This is a genomic window from Litorivivens lipolytica, assembly GCF_014191715.1.
Lineage (GTDB): Bacteria > Pseudomonadota > Gammaproteobacteria > Pseudomonadales > Spongiibacteraceae > Litorivivens > Litorivivens lipolytica.
Window position 1 is genome coordinate 553,005 of the sequence record NZ_JACHWY010000001.1, and the last position, 19,347, is coordinate 572,351.

Below are 19,347 nucleotides of genomic sequence, written 5' to 3' on the forward strand. Positions count from 1 at the left end.
ATGGCTTACCCCCGATCCTTCAGGTCGAGTCTGACAGGGATTTTTGCAGCTCGAGCAATTGCGGGTTCTGGCTCAATGAGGGGTATTTGAGCAATTCGTTGAGCTGCTGTCGGTAAAAGGCCCTCTCTTCTGGGTCATCAGAGGATGGCATATTCGCGAGAATTTCCTCGAGCATGGCGGTTATGGCCTCCATCACGTCGGGGTTACGCGGATGAAGCTCATAGGCCTTATCAAGGTAGAACAGGGCGCCGTTGTAGTCGCCAAAGGACATTGCCTGGCGCCCGTCATTCAGGTTGCGCAGCACCTGTTCCTGAGTCGCGGGAGGCAGCGCTTCAAAGGGGACATCAGGGCCGGCTTCGGGTTGAAAAAACAGCAGATAGGTAGAAAACCCGACAATCGCCACAAGCAGAGTCAGTGACAGTTGTTTGACACGACGTCCGGCGCCTTTGAATTGCCGCAGGAATTCTCCCGCATCCTGCCAGCGGTCTTCCCGACGAAACTCCAGCGCTTTGGCAATGGCTTTCCATTGGTAACCGGGGAGCCCTTTGATGCGCTGGGGCTTCAGGCCGGTAGATTCCGCCCGCGGCGCACTCTTGCGGTCAAAGGGGTGCTTGCCGGTGAGCATTTCGTAAGCGATCAGCCCCAGTGCGTAAACATCGTCGGCGGGGTGAGGTGGTTGCCGCTCAAACATCTCATAGCTGGCGTAGGTGGGGGTCAGGCCCGAGATTTCGTCCGGGTCTGCCTGGGTTTTGTCACCTTCAATCGCGGAATAGGCGCGCGCGATACCGAAGTCGAGCACTTTTAGCGTGTTGTTGTCAGTAATGAAGATATTGGCAGGTTTGAGATCCGAATGAACGATATTGCGCTTGTGGGCGTAGGCAATCGCGTTCGCGAGATCCGTAATGTAGGCAACACGCTCGGCGCGCTCCGCATCGCTGATAACGTACTGATCCAGCGTGCACCCGGTCAGCGATTCCATCGTCATAAAGAAGATGGCATCGTCTCGGTCAAAGTCGTAAACAGTGATGATATTGGGATGGGCGAGTGTCTGTGATTTGTCTGTCTCGCGCTGAAGGGCGATGAAGGCGCGCGAATCCTTGGCGAAGTCGCCGGTAATCACCTTGATCGCCACTGTTGGGTCGCTGTGACCGGCTTCTACCCGGCGCAAGTCTTTGGCACGAAATACCGCGCCCATCCCACCCTGGCCGAGTTTCTGGCCTAACTGAAACCGTTCCTTCAGCGTAAAACCCGGCTGCATCTTGGCCAGGGTGTCGGTGGCGACATCGCTTTCATCTTGGGGGGCAATAGGACTCAGGTGGGTTTTTGCCGGGTTGGTGCTGACCTCCGTAGTATCTGCAGATAGTTGAGTCGGCGCGCCGCCGGCGACCTCGGTTTTGTCCTCGGCCGAAGAAACTTCGGTCTTTGCCAACTCGGTTTTATCTTTGTCGTTCATGCGTTCTCCGGATCGTTACAGCACGTTGTTCAATATGTCGGGCCAGTTTTCACGCCAGCAGCAAACATGATCGTAGTCTTCGAATTCTCTTAAGGTGCCACCGTGTTGCTTGCTGAAGCGGCGAATGATCGCCAGCGGCACGACACTGTCGTGTCCGCCCGCCAGATGCGTGTGGACGAGTTGGGGCGGCGTGGCTTGAACCATCGGGTTCAGTGACTCTGATAAGGGCCAATAGCCGTGGAGTTCAGACCATTCCAGCGTGTCTAGATTGGCCGCGATGGTTACAACCTTTATATCGCCGGTAAGACGCTGTGCGAGCAGGGTGGCCAGTGTGCCGCCACCGCTGTAGCCGATTAATAGCAGTTTTTGATTCGGTTCCCGAATCTGCTGTATTGCAACCGCAAGACTGTTTACAACTGCCTCACTATAGCGCGCGGACGTCCAATAACGCGGTTCGCAGGGGGGCTGCTTTGCGTAGCCAAAATAGCAGGGCCGGCCCAGATAGAGCGAGGTGTAGGGAGAGCGGGCCATCAGCTCCAGCGCGAGCGGTGTCTTGGGGGTCGGATCGTCGGCGATCAAGTGGCCGCGCAGCCAGGGCCTGCCGTCACCTTCAATATAAATATGAAGTCGATCGACAGCTTTGCCGGTTTTATAGAATGTCTGATGGGTGAAAGGTTCACCGGCAATGGCGTCGCTGCGCATCCCGTGTTCGCGAGCGAATCCCTTGGCCTGATCGGTCAGAGAAGTGCAGGCTGCCAACAGTGTGGCAGCCAGTATCAGAAGAGTTTTATAGCTCGACGCGGGCACCGATTACCACTGTGTCGCGATCAAGCAGTTCATGGTCGATCAGTCGCTCGTAAGTGATAAAACCCGAGAAGCCTCGCTTGAACTGAGCGGCGAGATTTATGCGACCAGCCCGGTAGTTGCTGACGGGATCATCACCGAATTGGCGCAGCCCGTTATTGGTGACCACGGCATCGGCTTCAGCGAATTCATGGTGAAAGGCGAAGTACAGGCTTGGAATCAGAACACCCCAGTCTGCCAGAAGCACATAGTCGGCCTGGATTGCCGCGCGGGCATTCAGGGAATCGAATTTCTGGTCTTCATAGGTGATGGCGCCGCTGCCACTGACGACATCTTCCGTATAGCCATCGATTTCACCGCGAACGTTCAGCAGGCGAACGCTGGGGGTGATGGTCCAGCTTCGATGGCTGAACATATGCCCAAAGGCCACTTCGGCCGAATGAAAGGCTCCGTCGGTGGAGCTGTCGAACTCACTAAACCCGGAAGAGCGTTCGATATCCAGATCAAGCTGGCCGTAGCTTAGCAGGGCGTCGAGGTAAGTCTCACCCCAGTATTTAGAAGCGTGAAAGCCCAAAATAATACTCTCAGATTCGACTTCGCCCGATTGGTCATCATAGTCGGTTTCAGAACTTAGGTAGCTCAATGTTGCGCCGGCAATGATATCGTCCGTCCAGCGATAGTCGGCGCCTAGCACCAGTATGTCGGCGTCCTGTTCATAAGCGCGACTGATGGTGGTCGCGCGGCGGTCAGAATCACTGCTATCCAACACCACAAAAGGCGACCAGCGGCCGTCATCACCGATTCCGTCGGCACTGGCAGCGCCGCCTTTGGGCTGGCCGAGTGATGCGGTGCGGTTGCGTTTGCTGCCAAAACTGCCCCGGGCCTGAGTGATACGGTCATTCAAACTACCGACAAAATCGGTGGTTTGTTCGCGGGTTGAGCTGCCGGTCTGGTCTGCGCACTCGGTGCGTTCGACAAATTGCGGCTCCTCGCTGACGCGTGCAGTCGCAACATCCTGTTCAGTTGTGAACTCCTGATTATTTGGTTCGTTGGGACCAACATACTCACCGCTGGTACCGCATTCCTTGTGATCAGCAAAGCCCTGCCCGGCAAGCAGCAGTGCACAGCTGGCCGTTGCGCTCATTTTTAATAGCTTTTTCATCTGATTCCCCTAAGCTGCCCAAATAGACAGTTTCCCCATGTAAAAAAATCAATTCCCTTATTGGGCCCTCGGCACGAAGAAAAAATCACCAACTTCGTGCCCGGCCCCTTTAATGCTCTTATACACCGGCTCCTGCTTAAAGTTATTGGCTAGAGCCCGGCTGGCCACGGGCTGTTTGATTGCCGAGAACAAATCCGGTGCTGATAGCACCTCCGTGTTATTGCGCAGTGTCTCGATCAGTTCGCGGGCAAACACAGAGTGCCCTTGACCGCCGCTGTCGATAACCGGTTTGTCACCGCCGGAGGAGAGCAGCAAGCGCGATTTGCGGGGCAGCTTATAGCGGATGTATTCCAGCTTATTGGTTTTGGCGCTGTTGCCGAAGAACAGGTGGCCGGGTGAGTTGGAGAGCAATCCACCGTAGCAGGAATCAGCCACCACCAATACGCGTTTGGCTTCCAGCCGGCCCAGATGGTTGGTTACAAACTCATTGGGCACCCAGAAGGCATCGTTGGGCGGCGGGTCCGCATTGACTGGTAGCCAGTAGCCGGTGTTGCGATCGCCCACATCGATCAGGTTGCCGTGGCCCGCGTAATAAATCAGCAGATTATCGTTGGGGCCTAGTTTCTCGTGCAGATCGTTGATCGATTTCATGATGGAAAAGCGATCCGCATCCAGCAGCATTTCTACCTGAAAGCCGTACATATCCTTGAGTATGCGGCCCAACTCCCTGGCGTCATTCCAGGGCGTGTCGAGGTTGGTGAGGGACTGGTACTGACGGTTGCCAATAATCAGCGCGTAGTAGCGGCCGAAATTCAGATCGCCAATCATCAGCGGGGTAACGGCTTCTGTGGTGGAGGATTTGGTAGCCACCATCGCAGAGGGGCGCGTGGCGGTGGCCGTTCTCAGTTTCGGCCCTTCGGGAATCGCGGCGAGCTGGGTGGCCACTTCCTGCTGCGAGCTTTGCAAACTGGCCACCAATTGCTGCAGTGATTCAAGCTCGACTCTCAAATCGCGCTGGGCCGTGGATTCCGAAGATGCCTGATTGCCCGCACTCTTGAGTTTTTGCTGCAAACTGTCAATTTGCTTTTTCAGCAATCGAACCTGGGTTTCTTTGGCGCTCAGCTCCTGCTGTAAACTGGCGCGCAGGGCTTCCTGCTCCTGGCGGGCAGTTTCCTGAAAGATCACGCTGTCTTCGGGCAGACCCCAGGCCTGACGGTAAAGGTTAAGCGCTTTCAGCTTATTTGCCTCAACCCCGAGACCCTGTTCATAGAGCGTGCCCAGATTAAAAAGCCCACGCTCATTGCCCTGATCGGCCGCTTTCTGATACCAGATGGCGGCGGCTTCATAATTGGGCTCGGTGCCTAGACCCTTTTCAAAAATCTCCCCAACATTGACCTGAGCCTCGGCATCGCCGGCCTTGGCGGCGGGCATCCAGACGCGGAGGGCGGATTTGTAGTCGGCTCGGTCATAGGCGACGTATTCGCCACCGCGGATATTGCAATCAGAGGCGGTGGTTTTGATGGGGCGGCGGGCGGTGAGGTAGGTTTGGTTACCTAGACTGCGTACCTGGCCCGGCAACAGGCAATCCACCACATGCATTCCCGAGATGAGTTCTTCCTGTGAAGGCGCCGAGCCGGTTTGAGGATTGGTTGCGGTGCAGGCACTTAGCAGCAGGCCGGCGAATCCTGCGGCACTCCATCTTGCCAAACACCCGGTTGCGAGGCTGCGTATGCCAAAATGGTTCAGCTTCATGGCGCCACCTATTTTCGTTTTAGTTTGGTTGCCGCGGTGAGGAAATATACACACCGACTGGTTAAATATTGGTCCATATCCGCAGAGGTATCAAGAGCGGTTACCGTCACGCTGTTTTGAAAAGATGTCTTACAACTCGACACGGCAACCCAGCGCGAGGCTTTCCTGATCCATCTGATAGTGCTCAAAAGCGCGCTCGAGGCTGACAAAGGCAGCAACCCCTCGTGGGAGTTGCAGTGCAAGGCTAAAACGGGCTGCGCCATAGTTTTGTTCCGGCTTGTCACTGAATTGCTTCAATCCGGACTTGGTGCCGGCGGCTTGGGCGTCGCTGAATTCGTGGTAGTAAGCGACGTATAGTCTGGGCGTCACCGTTCCGAAATCAGTGAGAAATACATAGTCGAATTGCAGGGCAGCGCGCAGGTTTAAGGACTCGAAATGCTGGGTGTTATAAGCCAATGCACCGCCACCGCCGATCAGCGCGGTCTCCTCGAAATCGTCCAGTTCACCTCGTATATGGAATGCCCTGAGAGATGGCGTGAGCGTGACTTGCTCACTGCCAAAAAAATGACCTACTGTGACTTCCGCTGAGTGGAATTTGCCCTCTGTTTCAGTGGCATAACTGCCTGTGCTCGAGTTTCGAACCAAATCTATATCGATTTCACCATGGGTAATTAAACCGTCGACGAAGGTGTTGCCCCAGTAACTTGATGTGTGGATACCCAAAATATTGGTATCGCTATCGGCGCTTCCACCTTGTTCGGCAATAACCGTTTCCGATCGCATGTGGTTGACGGTTGCTCCAATGATCAGGTTTCGTCTTGCGCGAAAATCCATGCCGAGCATTCCGATATGGGTATCTTGATTATAGGCTTGCGTTCGCTCCGTCTGGCGGTGGTCGGTATCGCTGGTGTCAGCCACCAGAAAGGGCGACCAAGGGCTGAAATCGCCTGAATCGGCACCTGCAGAACCACCTTTTTTAGGTAAGCGTGAAATGATAGAAAATTGTTTGTTGCTCGAGCCGCGCGCCTGATCGATGCGTCCTCCGAGCGCGCCAACGGCTTTGCTGGTGCCTTTGCCAACCGAACTCAGTGATGCAATGCTGGGGCAGTCCGCCTGCCCGCAGCGGCCATTTCCGGATTGACCGCCAATCACTATGAGGTCATTGACCAGCGTAATGTTGTCATCATGGACGCTGATCAGATTGTCTTCATGATCCGCTATAGCAAATGGGTCAAAGATCAACATAGCGAGTGCGATCAAGCGACAACAGATACTGCGATTCATACAAGGTCCCTGTTAGAGGCGTCAGAATGCGGTTTTTTGTCTTTTTAATGAGAACCGCGTTTTTATTACTTTAATTTTAGCACTGGCGCTGAGTTTGTTGAGGCATGCTACTGATTGTTGAGAGTTATGCCCACTTTAGTGGCTTACCAAGAGGAATAGCTTTATGAGTTTAGACGGTATTGCCCTGTTTCGGGGTGATGTCAAAACAGCGCTTCGGGAAGCCACAGGAGGAGAACCGACACTATTGGTGTTGCTGCGGCACAGTGGCTGCCCCCTTTGTAGAGAGCATTTGGTCGTGACCGAGGGCATGCTGAACGAGATCCCGGCTGGCCGTTGCAAGGTTGTTGGTATTTGCCAGGGAGAAGGGGGGGATGCGCTCTCGCTGGAGCAGGAACTGGAGCTCAGCTTTCCGGTGTATGCCAACCCCGATGCGTCGCTATATCGGGAGTTATCACTGCCGCGAGGTTCCTGGTGGCAGGTAACGCTCGGCCCAATGTTGCGTCATCCACTTAAGGCTGTGCGGCGGATGAGCGATGTGCGCCGCCCCGGAAAGGACGTCAGGCAGCTGGGGGGTGTCGTTCTACTATCATCGGACCTCAAGGTTCTCTATCGCTACGCCCAGCGGGATTCTGGTGATCTGCCGGGGGATGACAAGGTGCTGGCAGCGATCAATCAATTCTGTAACTAGAGCATCTGATCCAAATAGCGGATGGTGCGGTGCTCGCCGCGTGCTAGGGTGCGACTTTATATAAGAGAGGGTTTTCCATGGGACGATTTTCCGGCAAAACAGTATTCATTACCGGTGCGGCTTCAGGCATTGGTCGGGCAGCTGCGCAGTCCTTTGCGGCAGAGGGCGCAAACCTGTTTCTCTGTGATATCAATGGTCAGGGGCTGGAAGCTGTTGGCAAAGACTTGCCGGGCAAGGTGGCAACCCGCTTGCTGGATGTTACTTCATCAGCGGATTGTCGGGCGGCGGTAGCAGAGGCGGTCGAAGCGTTTGGGCAACTGGACGTGCTCTGCAATATCGCAGGAATTGCCATGACCCATCACTTCCACGAACTTACTGACGAGCAGTGGGACAAGATTGTCGGCGTGAATATATCCAGTGTGGTCTACCTGTCGCGTGCGGCGATGCCTCACCTGATTGAGCAAAAGGGCAACATCATCAATATGGCCTCGATCGCGGGCTTGATGGGGCAGGCCTATACTACCGCCTATTGCGCCACGAAAAGCGCCGTGGTGATGCTGACCAAATCCATCGCACTGGAATATGCCAAGCAAGGTGTGCGCTGCAATGCCATCTGTCCGGGTGGCGTGCAGACGGATCTGGTGAAAAACTTTTCCGCGCCGGAAGACGTGGATTTCAATTTGATGGCGCGCTATATGCCGCTGACCGAAATGGCAGAAGCCGAAGATGTGGCTAATTCGGTGCTGTTTCTGGCGTCGAATGATGCCAGGCATCTCAACGGGGTGGCGCTGCCGCTGGATGGCGGGGTCAGTGCCGGCTAGTCTCGCTTTCCGCTCAATATGGATTACAATGACGGACTCGTTTGAATTACAATCAGATGGCTCCTAAAGAGTGATCAACAACCTATTGATTTTTAAGGATTAGCGATGAGTTTTTTTATCTCCCAGGCCCATGCGCAAAGCGCCGGTTCACCGCCACCTCCCGGTGGCGAAATGTTTCAGTTGGGCTTTTTGGTGCTGCTGTTTGTGCTGTTTTATTTCCTGGCTATCCGTCCTCAGCGCAAACGTCAGAAAGAACACGCGGAAATGGTCGCTGCTTTGGGTAAGGGCGATGAGGTGGTCACCAGCGGCGGTATTTTGGGCAAAGTCGTGCGCCTCGATGACAGCTACGTTGTCTTGCAAGTGGCCGACAATATGGAGCTCAAGTTTCAGCGCGTTATGATCAGCGCCGTTCTCCCCAAGGGCACGATTAAAGCGATCTGATCGTGTCGTTGCCGCCGCTGCCACCCAGGCTTGCCCTGGCTCAACTGCCAACGCCCCTCCAGCCTCTTAATCGCCTGAGCGAGTGGTTGGGGGGCGGCACGCGAATCTGGGTCAAGCGCGACGACCTGACTGGCAGCGTGCTCAGCGGCAATAAGGTTCGCAAGCTCGAATTCACGCTGGCGCAGGCTATGGAAGAGGGTTGCGATACCATCATTACCTGTGGCGGGGTGCAATCTAACCACTGCCGTGCCACGGCGCTTCTGTGCGCGCAGCTGGGTCTGCGCTGCCATCTGGTATTGCGCGGCACTGAACCCGAGGTTGCCGACGGTAATCTGTTACTGGATCAGTTGGCCGGTGCCAGTATCGAATTTCACCCGGCCCGTCACTACCAGCAAAATCTCGACTCCCTGCTGGAATCTGCCAGACAGCGCAGCAGCGATTCCGGTCATCCCGCTTTTATTATTCCAACCGGCGCGTCAGACGGCATTGGTGTGTGGGGCTATCTGCTAGCCGCACGGGAATTGCAGAATGATTTTGAGCGGCTTGGCATTGCGCCCGAGCACATTGTCTGTGCCACGGGTTCCGGTGGCACCCAGGCAGGCCTAACGCTGGGCGCTCATTTGCTCGGTTTGAAGTCTCAGGTTTGGGGCGTCAATGTTTGCGATGATGAGGCCTGGTTCCTGAACAAGGTAAATCAGGATGTGAGTGATTGGAGCCAGCGCTACCAGCCGGACTTTGATCCCGCTCGCCTCAATACCCGCGTGATCGACGGCTATGTTGGCGCGGGTTATGCCATCGCAGACGCAGCGATCTTCGAAACCATCAGCCTGCTCGCGCGCATGGAAGGCCTGGTATTGGACCCTGTCTACACGGGCAAGGCCTTTCACGGCATGATTGCAGAGCACCGTGCCGGCCGTTTGCAGGGCAAACACATTGTATTTGTTCATACCGGCGGCACCTTCGGCTTATTCCCCCAGCGTGACCAGCTCGCGCCAGCGCTGAAAATCAATAATCCATAACAACAGGAAACCTCATGCTGCAGACACTGGAAGGCTTGGTAGCCACAATTAACGGCTGGGTGTGGGGTGTGCCCATGCTGGCGCTGATATTGGGCACCGGCCTGTACCTGATGCTGGGGCTCCGCTTTATGCCGCTGCGCAACATTGGTCGCGGTTTTCGTATGCTATTCGACAAAAAAGATACGGATAGCGACGGCAATATCTCGTCTTTTCAGGCCTTGATGACTTCACTGTCAGCCACCATCGGCACCGGGAATATTGCGGGCGTTGCAACCGCTATCGCTTTGGGTGGGCCGGGTGCCTTGTTCTGGATGTGGTGCACCGCGCTGGTTGGCATGGCGACAAAATATGCAGAGGCGGTTTGCGCTGTGCATTACCGCGAACGTGATGCCAATGGCAATTTCAGTGGCGGGCCGATGTACTACATCAAAAACGGCCTGTCTGAAAACTGGCGCTGGCTGGCGGTTGCATTTGCCCTGTTTGGTGCGGTGGCGGGTTTCGGCATCGGCAATGGCGTGCAGGCCAACTCGGTAGCCGACGCACTGGACAGCAGTTTTGGCATCGACGCGCGGATAACGGGCATCTGTCTGTTTATAGCCGTTGCGGCGGTTGTACTGGGTGGCGTAAAGCGTATTGCTGAGGTTGCCGGTGTATTGGTGCCTTTGATGGCGGCCCTGTATCTGTTGGCTGGACTGATCATCGTTATTTCTTCATTGGGCGAGCTGCCGGGAGTAATCGCTCTGGTATTTGAATCGGCGTTTACGGGCACGGCGGCCACCGGTGGATTTGCCGGCGCAGCGGTTTGGGCTGCGATTCGCTTTGGTGTGGCCCGGGGTATTTTCAGTAACGAAGCGGGGCTGGGCAGTGCGCCTATCGCTCATGCGGCTGCCAAAACGGACAGTGCCGTAGGGCAGGGCATGATTGCCATGCTCGGTACCTTTATCGATACCTTGATCGTTTGCAGTATCACAGGTTTTGTTATCTTGCTGAGCGGCGCGTGGACGAGCGGCGAAAATGGCGCCGCGCTGTCGGCAATGGCTTTTGATCAATTACTGCCGGGCGGTGAATATGTGGTGTCGATTGGTCTGGTGCTTTTCGCCTTTACCACCATTCTTGGCTGGAGCTACTACTGCGAACGCTGCGTGGTTTACCTGTTTGGGGTGAAAGCCGAACTGCCGTTTCGCATATTGTGGGTGAGTGCGGTGCCATTCGGTGCGCTGGCGAATCTGGAAATGATCTGGCTGGTGGCCGATACCTTGAATGCCATGATGGCATTGCCGAATCTGGTGGCGCTGCTGCTATTGAGCCCGGTGGTGTTCAGGCTGACCCGGGAATACCGGGCAGCGCGCTGAGCTCGGTTCTACCGTTACTTAACGTAGGATACGAGGTCGCTCTCACTGACGTCGACGAGTAACAGGTGGTTGGCGCTCAGATTGATGCCATAGGTGCGGCACAATTCCTGCCGTTCCTGATCCTTGTAAGTCGATGAGTGGATAATGTAGTCGTCCGGTGTGCCTGCGTCACGACGGGCAATCAATTCTGGGAAATAGGGTCGGGTGCTCCAGTTAAAACCACAAAATGCCCGGTCGATAGTCAAGCGATCCAGCACGTTGTAGTTCGATGACACCTGTTCACCATTGGCGCGGCAGACGAAGAATCGCAATATCCCCAAGCTGCGCAATCGATTGACTTCAACTTTGCTAAGGTCTTCCGCCAAGATCAGTTCTTTGAGCGCCAGAATCGCATCGTTAACTTCCGCCTGATGCAAGGCCGCGCGCTTGCGGCTTTCTGACTTCTGCGCCAGATAGCGCTGGCGCAGCGCGCTGACGTCGTCCGTGAACTTATCAGCAGGCAGAATATTCGGCTCGGCTCCGGAAAAGAGAAAACCCTGAATGTAACGGGCGCCGCAATCGACGGCGAACATAAACTCGTCTTCGGTTTCGACGCCTTCGCAAACAACTTTGATGTTGTTGCGTTCGGTTACGTAGCGCAAGGCTTGGAGATAGTCCGCACGCACACCGCCTTTGGATGCGAGGCGGAACAGATTCATATCGATTTTCAGATAATCGGGGCGCAGGTCAAACAATCGCTCCATGTGCGAGTAGCCTGCACCAAAGTCGTCTATTGCCACCTGCAAGCCCGCTTCGCGAAAGCGCTTCGCCAGTACATGCACTGACTTCCGTTTCCCCGGCGACTCCATGATTTCTGTCACCACCTTGTAGGGCGGCAACTCGAGGCGATCCAGTAAGGCCAGCGTGTTTTCACCGAGGTCGGTGCGTCCGGGTTTCATAAAGGAGGGTGAGATATTCACGCTGATAAACTCACCGCCGGTTCGCGTTGCGAAGGTCGCCAGTGCGGTGGCACGAATATGACGGTCTACGGTGAGTTTGTCGTCGGCATTGATGCCTTCATCGTTGAAGAACGGCCATGCGCTGATGATGCTTCCGTCTTTGGTTTTACAGCGTGCCAGCGCTTCATAACCACCAATCTGCCCGGTATAGATATCGACGATCGGCTGGTAATGCGGGAAGAACTGCTTGAGATCCATAATGATCCGGTTGTTTGTCAGCGATAATGCCGGGGTACGCGAGGCGTGACGCCGGTAAATAGATGATAGCTTATGGTGCCGGCTCTGCTAGCAATCTCGTCAGCCGATAGCCCTTCTCCCCAAAGTGTTGCGTGATCACCTACCGCAATTTGTAATGTAGCGCTTGAAATGTCAATGCTGCAGATGTCCATGGAAATGCGCCCGACAATGGGAAAACGCTGCCCATTGACCAGCACCGGCGTGCCATTTGGTAGCTGTCGTGGGTATCCGTCACCATAGCCGATGCCCAGTGCGGCTATCGTACTGTTCTCTTTCGCAGTCCAGCTCCGGTTGTAGCCCACACTATTGCCAGCTCCTACCTCTTTGATGGCGAGAATTTTGGCCTTAAGCGTCATCACGGGCTTCAGGTCGATAGGCTGGTCTGTTGGATTGGAGCCATAGAGCATAATGCCGGGGCGTACCCAGTCGCGGTGGCTTTTCGGCTGGGTGATGATCGCTGCAGAATTCGCGAGGCTGGCGGGAAGGTCAGCCACTTGCTGAGCGACATGGTCAAAGCTGTGAATCTGGCTGGCAGTGGCGGGAGTGTGTTCATCGGCACTGCTAAAATGGGTCATCAGCAGAAGTTGGTGCCCTTGATCCGGATGCGCGAGCAGGTGGTAGGCCTCTAGAGCTTCCTCAGGTGATAGGCCGAGCCGGTTCATTCCCGTATCGATTTTAAGCCAGAGCTCCATAGGCGTATCGAGCCCAGCGATCAAGCGCGCCTGATCAAGCGTGTGTACGGCGACGGCAATCTGATTCCCGGCGCAATAGCGCAGGGCTTCGGCAGAGAGCAGAGTGCCCATCAGCAATAAAGGCGTTGCTATACCCTGTTGTCGAAGGTGTTGAGCCTCGCTAAACCGGGCGATGCCGAGTTTGTCTGCGAGGCCGTCTAAATGCCGGGCGACCTCAGCTAGCCCATGACCGTAAGCATTAGCCTTGATCATGGTCACTACGCGGGAATGGGGGGCGCATCGACGCACTTGAGAGAGGTTGTGAGACAGGGCAGAAAGATCAATGTCGGCCCAAGCCGTGTAGTCCATGAAGCTGTGCATCCGCGCTATAACTGCCTCGGCAAATTACCCTGCGCGACAGGGGACTGCAAGCACCACCGTCGAGATTCATTTAAAGTGGGAGATAAAATAGCTATGCTAGCGTTTTAACGGGAAAAAATACCACTATTTGGGCGGTCGATCATGCCAAAGGGTTTTGAAGAAAAGCTGGTTATTTCTATTTCGTCCAGAGCACTGTTCGACCTGGATGAGAGTCATCGGGTTTTTGAGGAGTCCGGTCTTCAGGCCTATCAGCAATACCAGATTGATCACGAAGAGCAGATTCTCGAGCCCGGTGAGGCCTACCCCCTGGTTCAGAAATTATTGAAGATCAATGAGCGGCTTGGCGAAGAACGCGTTGAAGTGATTCTGCTATCGCGCAATTCGGCGGATACCGGATTGCGGGTCTTTAACTCCATCGAGCACTACGGTCTGAAAATATCCCGTGCAGCCTTCTGCGGTGGCGACAGCCCTTATCGCTATATCGCTGCCTTTGGTTGCCACCTGTTTTTGTCGACCCACGCGGATGATGTGCGTCACGCACTGAATAATGGGGTGGCTGCTGCGACTTTGCTGCCGCGGAGCAAGCGGGCAGTGGAGGAATCGGATCAGCTACGCTTTGCCTTTGACGGCGATGCGGTGCTGTTTTCCGATGAGGCTGAGCGTATTTTCAAGGAGCGGGGGCTGGAGGCTTTTGCTGCCAGTGAGCGCGCTGCGGCGAAAACCCCGCTTTCCGGTGGACCCTTTAAGCCTTTTCTCGCTGCATTGAACCGCTTGCAGAGCAGCTTTCCACCAGATCAGGCGCCGATTCGTACCGCCCTAGTTACTGCCCGATCCGCGCCAGCCCACCAGCGCGTGATTCTGACGCTGAGGGACTGGAATATCCGCATTGATGAATCCCTGTTTCTCGGCGGACTGGACAAGGGCGACTTTCTGCAGGCCTATGGGGCCGACGTCTTTTTCGACGATCAGGCCTCGCATTGCCAGTCAGCCAGCCAGCACGTGGCGACAGGCCATGTTCCCCACGGTGTCGCCAATGATTGAGCTTTCTTTCGGTAATAAGCCGGAGCGATAAAAACTTTTCTAAGGTTATAAGCGGCAAGCGTGTTATACCTGTACTAAACTGCCATCAGGTTGTGAGTTCAGAATAATCGAGACGTCATCTATATCGAGACCCTATGAAACTCCAGCAATTGCGCTATATCTGGGAAGTTGCCCACCACGATTTAAACGTCTCTGCGACAGCGCAGAGTCTCTATACCTCTCAACCCGGTATCAGCAAGCAGATTCGCCTGCTCGAAGACGAGCTGGGCGTCGAAATTTTTGCCCGCAGCGGTAAGCACCTGACCCATATCACTCCGGCGGGTGAAGCCATCATCAAGACAGCGGGCGAGGTGCTGCGCAAGGTTGAAGGCATCAAGCAGGTTGCGCAGGAATTCAGCGACGAGCGCAAAGGGGCGCTGTCGATTGCCACCACCCATACCCAAGCGCGCTATGCGCTGCCGCCAGTGATTCGCGAGTTTATGGCCAGCTATCCCGATGTGTCCCTGCATATGCATCAGGGCACACCGCTGCAAATTTCCGAGCTGGCGGCTGACGGTACTGTGGATTTTGCGATAGCCACGGAGGCGCTGGAGCTGTTCAGTGACCTGATTATGATGCCGTGTTATCGCTGGAACCGTACGGTGCTGGTGCCGCGAAATCACCCGCTGACCCAGATATCCCGTCTCAAGCTGAGTGATGTGGCGGAGTTTCCGATCGTGACCTATGTATTCGGGTTTACCGGTCGCTCGAAGCTGGATGAGGCGTTTATTGAAGAAGGTCTGTCGCCCAAGGTGGTATTCACAGCGGCGGATGCGGATGTCATCAAAACCTACGTCCGTTTGGGGCTGGGGATCGGAATTGTCGCCAAGATGGCTTACGACCCGGAGCTGGATAGTGATTTGGTGCCGCTGGACGTCAGCCATTTGTTCGATGCCTCAGTCACCAAGATCGGTTTTCGGCGCGGCACCTTCTTGCGCGGCTTTATGTATGAGTTTATCGAGCTGTTCGCGCCGCATCTGACCCGCGATCTGGTGGACGAAGCCTATCGCCGCCATAGCAAGTCAGAAATCGAAGAGCTGTTTTCCCATATCGAGCTACCCGTCTACTAGCGCGGGCGCTGAGTCCCGCTTCTGCGTTGCTTTCACCCGGCGAACTGGGTAGAGTGCAGGCCTTTTCAGCTAGGGGACTATCGACGTGGAAATAGCCTGTCTTGATCTTGAAGGGGTACTGGTACCGGAAATCTGGATCGACTTTGCCGAGCGCACCGGCATTGAAGAGCTTAAGGCCACCACCCGCGATATTCCCGACTACGATGTGCTGATGAAACAGCGCCTGCGCCTGCTGGACGAGCACAAGCTGGGTCTGAACGAGATTCAGGAAGTGATCTCCACCATGAAACCGCTGGAAGGCGCTGCCGAGTTTACCAACTGGCTGCGTGAGCGTTTTCAGGTGGTGATTCTGTCCGATACCTTCTATCAGTTTGCCAAGCCGCTGATGGCCCAGCTGGGTTACCCGACGCTGCTTTGCCACAATTTGGAAGTGGATGCCGACAGCGGACGCATTACCGACTACAAGCTGCGTCAGGCCAATCCCAAGCGTCAGGCCATTGTCGGTTTCAAGAGCATGTACTACCGCACCATTGCCGCCGGTGATTCCTACAATGACACGACCATGCTGGCCGAAGCCGATGCGGGCATTCTGTTTCATGCGCCGGACAATGTAATTGCCGAGTTCCCGCAATACCCGGCGGTGCACACCTATGAAGATCTCAAGAAAGAGTTTCTGAAAGCCTCAAACCGCGAACTGTCGCTGTAAGTGGTCGAGCAGGGTGATGGGGCTCAACCCATCACCCGCAAACTCTCAAGCAGGGCCCCGACTTTGTTCCAGGTCTCTTCAAACTCCGCTTCCGCTTCGGAGTCCTCCACAATCCCGCCGCCCGACCAGCAATAGATCTTGCCCGCCTCGCAAAGCAGGGTGCGAATCGCGATATTGCTATCCATCGAGCCGTTAATATCCAGATAGGCGATAGATCCGCAGTAGATTGAGCGATCGTGGGGTTCCAGCTCATGGATAATTTCCATGGCACGACGCTTGGGCGCACCGGTAATCGAGCCGCCGGGGAAACTGGCCGCGAGCAAATCCAGTGCGGTTTTACCTGCTTTTAATTTGCCGCTAATGGTGCTGACGAGGTGGTGAACCGTCTGAAAGCTCTGTAGTTCGAACAGTTTGTCCACTCGAATACTGCCCGGTTCACAGCAGCGTCCCAGATCGTTGCGCAGCAGGTCGACAATCATCAAATTCTCGGCACGATCTTTTTCGCTGTGGGCGAGCTGCTCAGCGAGAGCCCGATCTTTATCCGGGATGGGCGAGCGGGGCGCGGTGCCTTTGATGGGGGCGGTACTGACCTGCCCATTCTGAACCTGAATAAAGCGTTCCGGTGACAGGCACAGGATTTGGCTCTCGGGCAGTTCCAGAAATGCAGACCAGGGCGCAGCCGCGACCATCCTCAGCTGGTGATAGGCCTGCCAGGCGTCCCCTTCGCAAGTGGCCTGAAAACGGCGGGCTAGGTTGATTTGATAGCTGTCACCCGCCCGAATATAGCTTTTAACATGCTTGAAAAGTGTATTGTAATCAATTGAATTTAAATTGGTTTCAAATTCAGATTTCAGTCTAAAAGGCGTGGTGGAGCGAGCCTTCTCGTCCTCTGCTAGGCGCGCTTCGATGTCCTGCAATAATTCGCTTGGCGTGTCAGGGTGGCTAACCAGCCAGCGACGTTTTTTATGGTGATCGACTACAAAAGCCCAACTGTAGAGCCCGGCGTAGAAATCGGGTAGCCGATAACTGCTCTGCTGGTTGCCGACGTTGGCCAGATAGCGGCCTCCGTCATAGCCGAGGCTGGTGATCAGGCCGGCGGAAAAGGGCAGGTCAATAGTGAGCGTTGCCGGGTTTAGCCCTTTCAAGAGCGTTGAAATCTTCTCGAAAGATTCTTTGAAATTGCTACTAGTGTCTGTTTTTGATAGAAAAAGCGTTCCTATCGGGGCTGCACTGATAATGTCATAGCGGCCGCGTTCCGAGTACGGCCAGGCGCTGTCGAGAAAGACCGGGCAGGGCAGGTCGCGCACGCGCTCAAAGAGCTGGCTGCTGTCGGACTGATAGGTCAGTTCGCGGACCGTGAATGGCGCCATAGTGAAAAGGGACAGCTCTGTTGAGTTGCGGGGCGATATTGTATCGAGCGCAAGTTGTTGAAATCCAGCGGGATTAACGTATTAGACAACATTTAGTGTCCGCTTTGTACATTGACACTGACCCCCTATGCAATTAATGTTGTCGCCCGCCTGAAGCCGAAGAACACGGGCTTAAGCCCTTGAATGCAAAGTGTTCTTTGTCAACTTTCGATTCAAAAGAGTGGGCCGCTGCGCACCAATACAGCGGCAGATAAGTGAGCTCTGCTTATCTGAATCCAACCCGCCGTCATCGTCAGTTGCTTAAACACGCCTCAACTTTAGTTGCTGAGACAGGAAGCATGACAAAAAAATCGCAGATCGCCCCGACACTGACAAACCCGTTTGAGCAGTCCAAGGACGTGGAATTCACCGTCCCCGGCCAGCTCGATTACGACCCCGGCCTTTACGAAACGACCCTGATGATGGGTCACGAGTTGTTACAGCTCCCTTATAAGGCCGCTGGCGTAAAAAGCGTCCAGAAACAGCACCAGAAAAAGCGCATGACCGTTTGGGAACGCATTCAGGTGCTGAAAGACCCGGATTCCGAGCCCAAGATCCTGTATCAGAACTGGGGTAAAAACCTCGACGGTGCCTCGCTGGTTACCGGCATCATTAAGGTTAACGGTCGCGATGTGGCGATCTACGGTCACGATTTCACCGTGCGCGCCGGCTCCATGGACGCCACTAACGGCAGCAAACTGGCTCGCCTGTTTGAGCTGGCTGGCAAGCTGGGTATTCCGCTGGTCGGCATGAACGACTCGGCCGGTGCCTATATCCCCGCCGGTGTGGGTGGTCTGGACGGCTACGCCGAAGCCTTTACTGCGCTGCGTCGTATTAACGGTGTTGTACCGTCAATTATGTGCATGTTCGGCTATAACGCCGGTGGCGGTGCCTACCTGCCGCGTCAGGGCTCTTTTGTGGTTCAGCCCAACGATACCTTCTTCGGTCTGACCGGCCCCGGTGTTGTTAAGTCGGTTCTGGGTGAAGACGTTACCGCTGACGAGCTGGGCGGCCCCTCGGTTCACTCCCAGTCTGGCGTGACCGACTTTGTGGTCCCCGACGAAGTGGCGGCCCTGAACAAGGTCAAGCAGCTGCTGAACTACCTGCCGAACAACAATGCCTCGCAGGCGCCGTTCCAGCCGACCTCTGACCCGATCAGCCGTAAAACTTGGGACATCGACCTGCTGTTGAAAAAATCCTTCAACAGCCCCACCGGTTTCAACACGCCGTTTGATATCAGCATTATCATCCAGCAGCTGTGTGATCACGGTGACTATTTCGAAGTGCAACCCGAGCGTGCCCGCAACACTATTACTGCCTTCGGCCGTATAGGCGGCAACGTGGTTGGCTTTGTGGCGAACAACTCGGCGGTGGCCTCCGGTCAGATTGATATTGCAGCGGCTTACAAAAACGCCCGCTTTATCCGCTTCTGTAACGTCTACAACATCCCTGTGATGTTTATGGAAGACACCACCGGCTTTCTGCCGGGCCGCGAGCAGGAAGAGGGCGGTATTGTGCAGGCCGGTCGCGCCATGCTCGACTCCATCGTCGATCTGCGCACCCCGCGCTTCCTGATTATTATCCGTAACGCCTTTGGCGGTGCCTACGCCTCCTTTAACAACTACCCAACGGGCGCTGACTTTGTCTGCGCGCTGCCGACCACCCGCCTTGCGGTTATGGGCCCGGCCGGTGTTGAGTACGTGTACAAGGATGAGCTGCGCGCCATTCGCGGTACATTGAAAGATCGCGTGGCCAAGGCCATGAAACAGGGTCTCTCAGAGAAAGATGCCAAGGCCGAAGTGGCTGCCTGGCAGAAAGCCGAAGAAGCCCAGCTGGCTCAGCGCTACGAGCGCGAGCTGATGAACCCCAACGAGGCCCTGAGCCTCGGCTCCATTTCACAGATTGTCATGCCGTCGGATCTGCGACAGGTCATCGCCGAGCAGCTGCAGCTGCATATGGCGAGCTACAAGCCCGAAGCCATGGGCGGACCGCAACGCGAATTCCACTGACGTCGCTGTT

Annotated in this window: 17 protein-coding genes; 9 read left to right on the plus strand and 8 right to left on the minus strand. The window is 55.4% G+C overall.

What is annotated here, in order from left to right; genetic code table 11:
• Window positions 1–19: 19 nt before the first annotated feature.
• The 5 genes from FHR99_RS02520 to FHR99_RS02540 all read right to left on the minus strand — a co-directional run bounded on the left by FHR99_RS02520 (window position 20) and on the right by FHR99_RS02540 (window position 6,455).
• Entirely contained in the window at window positions 20–1,453 is a 1,434-nt protein-coding gene (locus FHR99_RS02520) for a serine/threonine-protein kinase (RefSeq protein ID WP_183408974.1), read from the minus strand.
• Window positions 1,454–1,468: 15 nt separating this feature from the next.
• On the minus strand, window positions 1,469–2,260 hold the full coding sequence (locus tag FHR99_RS02525) for an alpha/beta hydrolase (protein ID WP_183408976.1): 792 nt from the start codon (window positions 2,258–2,260) through the stop codon (window positions 1,469–1,471).
• Window positions 2,241–3,419, minus strand: a complete 1,179-nt coding sequence (locus tag FHR99_RS02530) for an autotransporter outer membrane beta-barrel domain-containing protein (protein WP_183408978.1) — start codon at window positions 3,417–3,419, stop codon at window positions 2,241–2,243. Before FHR99_RS02530 ends, FHR99_RS02525 begins: the two co-directional genes overlap by 20 nt.
• 57 nt (window positions 3,420–3,476) lie before the next feature.
• The gene (locus FHR99_RS02535; RefSeq protein ID WP_183408980.1) at window positions 3,477–5,171 is read right to left on the minus strand and encodes a caspase family protein; all 1,695 of its coding nucleotides are present in this window, start codon (window positions 5,169–5,171) and stop codon (window positions 3,477–3,479) included.
• Between the two features lie 129 nt (window positions 5,172–5,300).
• Entirely contained in the window at window positions 5,301–6,455 is a 1,155-nt protein-coding gene (locus FHR99_RS02540; RefSeq protein ID WP_183408981.1) for an autotransporter outer membrane beta-barrel domain-containing protein, read from the minus strand.
• Window positions 6,456–6,618: 163 nt separating this feature from the next.
• Between FHR99_RS02540 and FHR99_RS02545 the strand changes: the two genes are divergently transcribed.
• The 5 genes from FHR99_RS02545 (at window position 6,619) to FHR99_RS02565 (ending at window position 10,776) form a co-directional block, all read left to right on the plus strand.
• Entirely contained in the window at window positions 6,619–7,143 is a 525-nt protein-coding gene (locus FHR99_RS02545) for an AhpC/TSA family protein (protein ID WP_183408982.1), read from the plus strand.
• Between the two features lie 77 nt (window positions 7,144–7,220).
• A complete protein-coding gene (locus tag FHR99_RS02550; protein WP_183408983.1) occupies window positions 7,221–7,964 on the plus strand; it encodes an SDR family NAD(P)-dependent oxidoreductase in 744 nt (247 codons plus the stop codon).
• A 105-nt stretch (window positions 7,965–8,069) separates the two neighbouring features.
• Entirely contained in the window at window positions 8,070–8,405 is a 336-nt protein-coding gene (gene yajC / locus FHR99_RS02555; RefSeq protein WP_183408984.1) for a preprotein translocase subunit YajC, read from the plus strand.
• A 2-nt stretch (window positions 8,406–8,407) separates the two neighbouring features.
• The gene (locus tag FHR99_RS02560) at window positions 8,408–9,424 is read left to right on the plus strand and encodes a pyridoxal-phosphate dependent enzyme (RefSeq protein ID WP_183408985.1); all 1,017 of its coding nucleotides are present in this window, start codon (window positions 8,408–8,410) and stop codon (window positions 9,422–9,424) included.
• Window positions 9,425–9,441: 17 nt separating this feature from the next.
• A complete protein-coding gene (locus FHR99_RS02565) occupies window positions 9,442–10,776 on the plus strand; it encodes an alanine/glycine:cation symporter family protein (RefSeq protein ID WP_425488612.1) in 1,335 nt (444 codons plus the stop codon).
• Window positions 10,777–10,790: 14 nt separating this feature from the next.
• On the opposite strand, the gene FHR99_RS02570 is transcribed toward FHR99_RS02565, so the two are convergent.
• Together FHR99_RS02570 and alr are read right to left on the minus strand one after the other, a co-directional pair.
• Entirely contained in the window at window positions 10,791–11,972 is a 1,182-nt protein-coding gene (locus FHR99_RS02570) for an EAL domain-containing protein (protein WP_183408987.1), read from the minus strand.
• Window positions 11,973–11,989: 17 nt separating this feature from the next.
• Window positions 11,990–13,051 (minus strand): alanine racemase, encoded by a 1,062-nt coding sequence (gene alr / locus FHR99_RS02575; RefSeq protein WP_183408988.1) that lies wholly within the window; start codon window positions 13,049–13,051, stop codon window positions 11,990–11,992.
• A gap of 153 nt (window positions 13,052–13,204) precedes the next feature.
• Here alr and FHR99_RS02580 point away from each other — a divergent pair, with 153 nt between their 5' ends.
• The 3 genes from FHR99_RS02580 to thrH all read left to right on the plus strand — a co-directional run bounded on the left by FHR99_RS02580 (window position 13,205) and on the right by thrH (window position 15,919).
• Window positions 13,205–14,104 carry a 5'-nucleotidase gene (locus FHR99_RS02580; protein ID WP_183408989.1) on the plus strand — a complete coding sequence of 300 codons (900 nt, stop codon included), beginning with the start codon at window positions 13,205–13,207 and terminating at the stop codon, window positions 14,102–14,104.
• Window positions 14,105–14,238: 134 nt separating this feature from the next.
• Window positions 14,239–15,213, plus strand: a complete 975-nt coding sequence (gene cysB / locus FHR99_RS02585; RefSeq protein ID WP_183408990.1) for an HTH-type transcriptional regulator CysB — start codon at window positions 14,239–14,241, stop codon at window positions 15,211–15,213.
• A gap of 85 nt (window positions 15,214–15,298) precedes the next feature.
• Entirely contained in the window at window positions 15,299–15,919 is a 621-nt protein-coding gene (thrH, locus tag FHR99_RS02590) for a bifunctional phosphoserine phosphatase/homoserine phosphotransferase ThrH (protein WP_183408991.1), read from the plus strand.
• Between the two features lie 23 nt (window positions 15,920–15,942).
• Here the strand turns inward: thrH and pabB are convergent, their stop codons facing one another.
• Window positions 15,943–17,289, minus strand: a complete 1,347-nt coding sequence (pabB, locus tag FHR99_RS02595; RefSeq protein ID WP_183408992.1) for an aminodeoxychorismate synthase component I — start codon at window positions 17,287–17,289, stop codon at window positions 15,943–15,945.
• 338 nt (window positions 17,290–17,627) lie between these two features.
• On the opposite strand from pabB, the gene FHR99_RS02600 reads away from it, so the two are divergent.
• Window positions 17,628–19,337, plus strand: a complete 1,710-nt coding sequence (locus tag FHR99_RS02600) for an acyl-CoA carboxylase subunit beta (protein WP_183408993.1) — start codon at window positions 17,628–17,630, stop codon at window positions 19,335–19,337.
• Window positions 19,338–19,347: the final 10 nt, after the last annotated feature.

Coding starts and splice junctions, on each gene's coding strand:
- FHR99_RS02520 (WP_183408974.1), bottom strand. CDS start 1,453: ATGAACGACAAAGATAAAACCGAGTTGGCAAAGACCGAAGTTTCTTCG.
- FHR99_RS02530 (WP_183408978.1), bottom strand. CDS start 3,419: ATGAAAAAGCTATTAAAAATGAGCGCAACGGCCAGCTGTGCACTGCTG.
- FHR99_RS02535 (WP_183408980.1), bottom strand. CDS start 5,171: ATGAAGCTGAACCATTTTGGCATACGCAGCCTCGCAACCGGGTGTTTG.
- FHR99_RS02540 (WP_183408981.1), bottom strand. CDS start 6,455: ATGAATCGCAGTATCTGTTGTCGCTTGATCGCACTCGCTATGTTGATC.
- FHR99_RS02545 (WP_183408982.1), top strand. CDS start 6,619: ATGAGTTTAGACGGTATTGCCCTGTTTCGGGGTGATGTCAAAACAGCG.
- FHR99_RS02550 (WP_183408983.1), top strand. CDS start 7,221: ATGGGACGATTTTCCGGCAAAACAGTATTCATTACCGGTGCGGCTTCA.
- yajC (WP_183408984.1), top strand. CDS start 8,070: ATGAGTTTTTTTATCTCCCAGGCCCATGCGCAAAGCGCCGGTTCACCG.
- FHR99_RS02570 (WP_183408987.1), bottom strand. CDS start 11,972: ATGGATCTCAAGCAGTTCTTCCCGCATTACCAGCCGATCGTCGATATC.
- alr (WP_183408988.1), bottom strand. CDS start 13,051: ATGGACTACACGGCTTGGGCCGACATTGATCTTTCTGCCCTGTCTCAC.
- FHR99_RS02580 (WP_183408989.1), top strand. CDS start 13,205: ATGCCAAAGGGTTTTGAAGAAAAGCTGGTTATTTCTATTTCGTCCAGA.
- cysB (WP_183408990.1), top strand. CDS start 14,239: ATGAAACTCCAGCAATTGCGCTATATCTGGGAAGTTGCCCACCACGAT.
- pabB (WP_183408992.1), bottom strand. CDS start 17,289: ATGGCGCCATTCACGGTCCGCGAACTGACCTATCAGTCCGACAGCAGC.
- FHR99_RS02600 (WP_183408993.1), top strand. CDS start 17,628: ATGACAAAAAAATCGCAGATCGCCCCGACACTGACAAACCCGTTTGAG.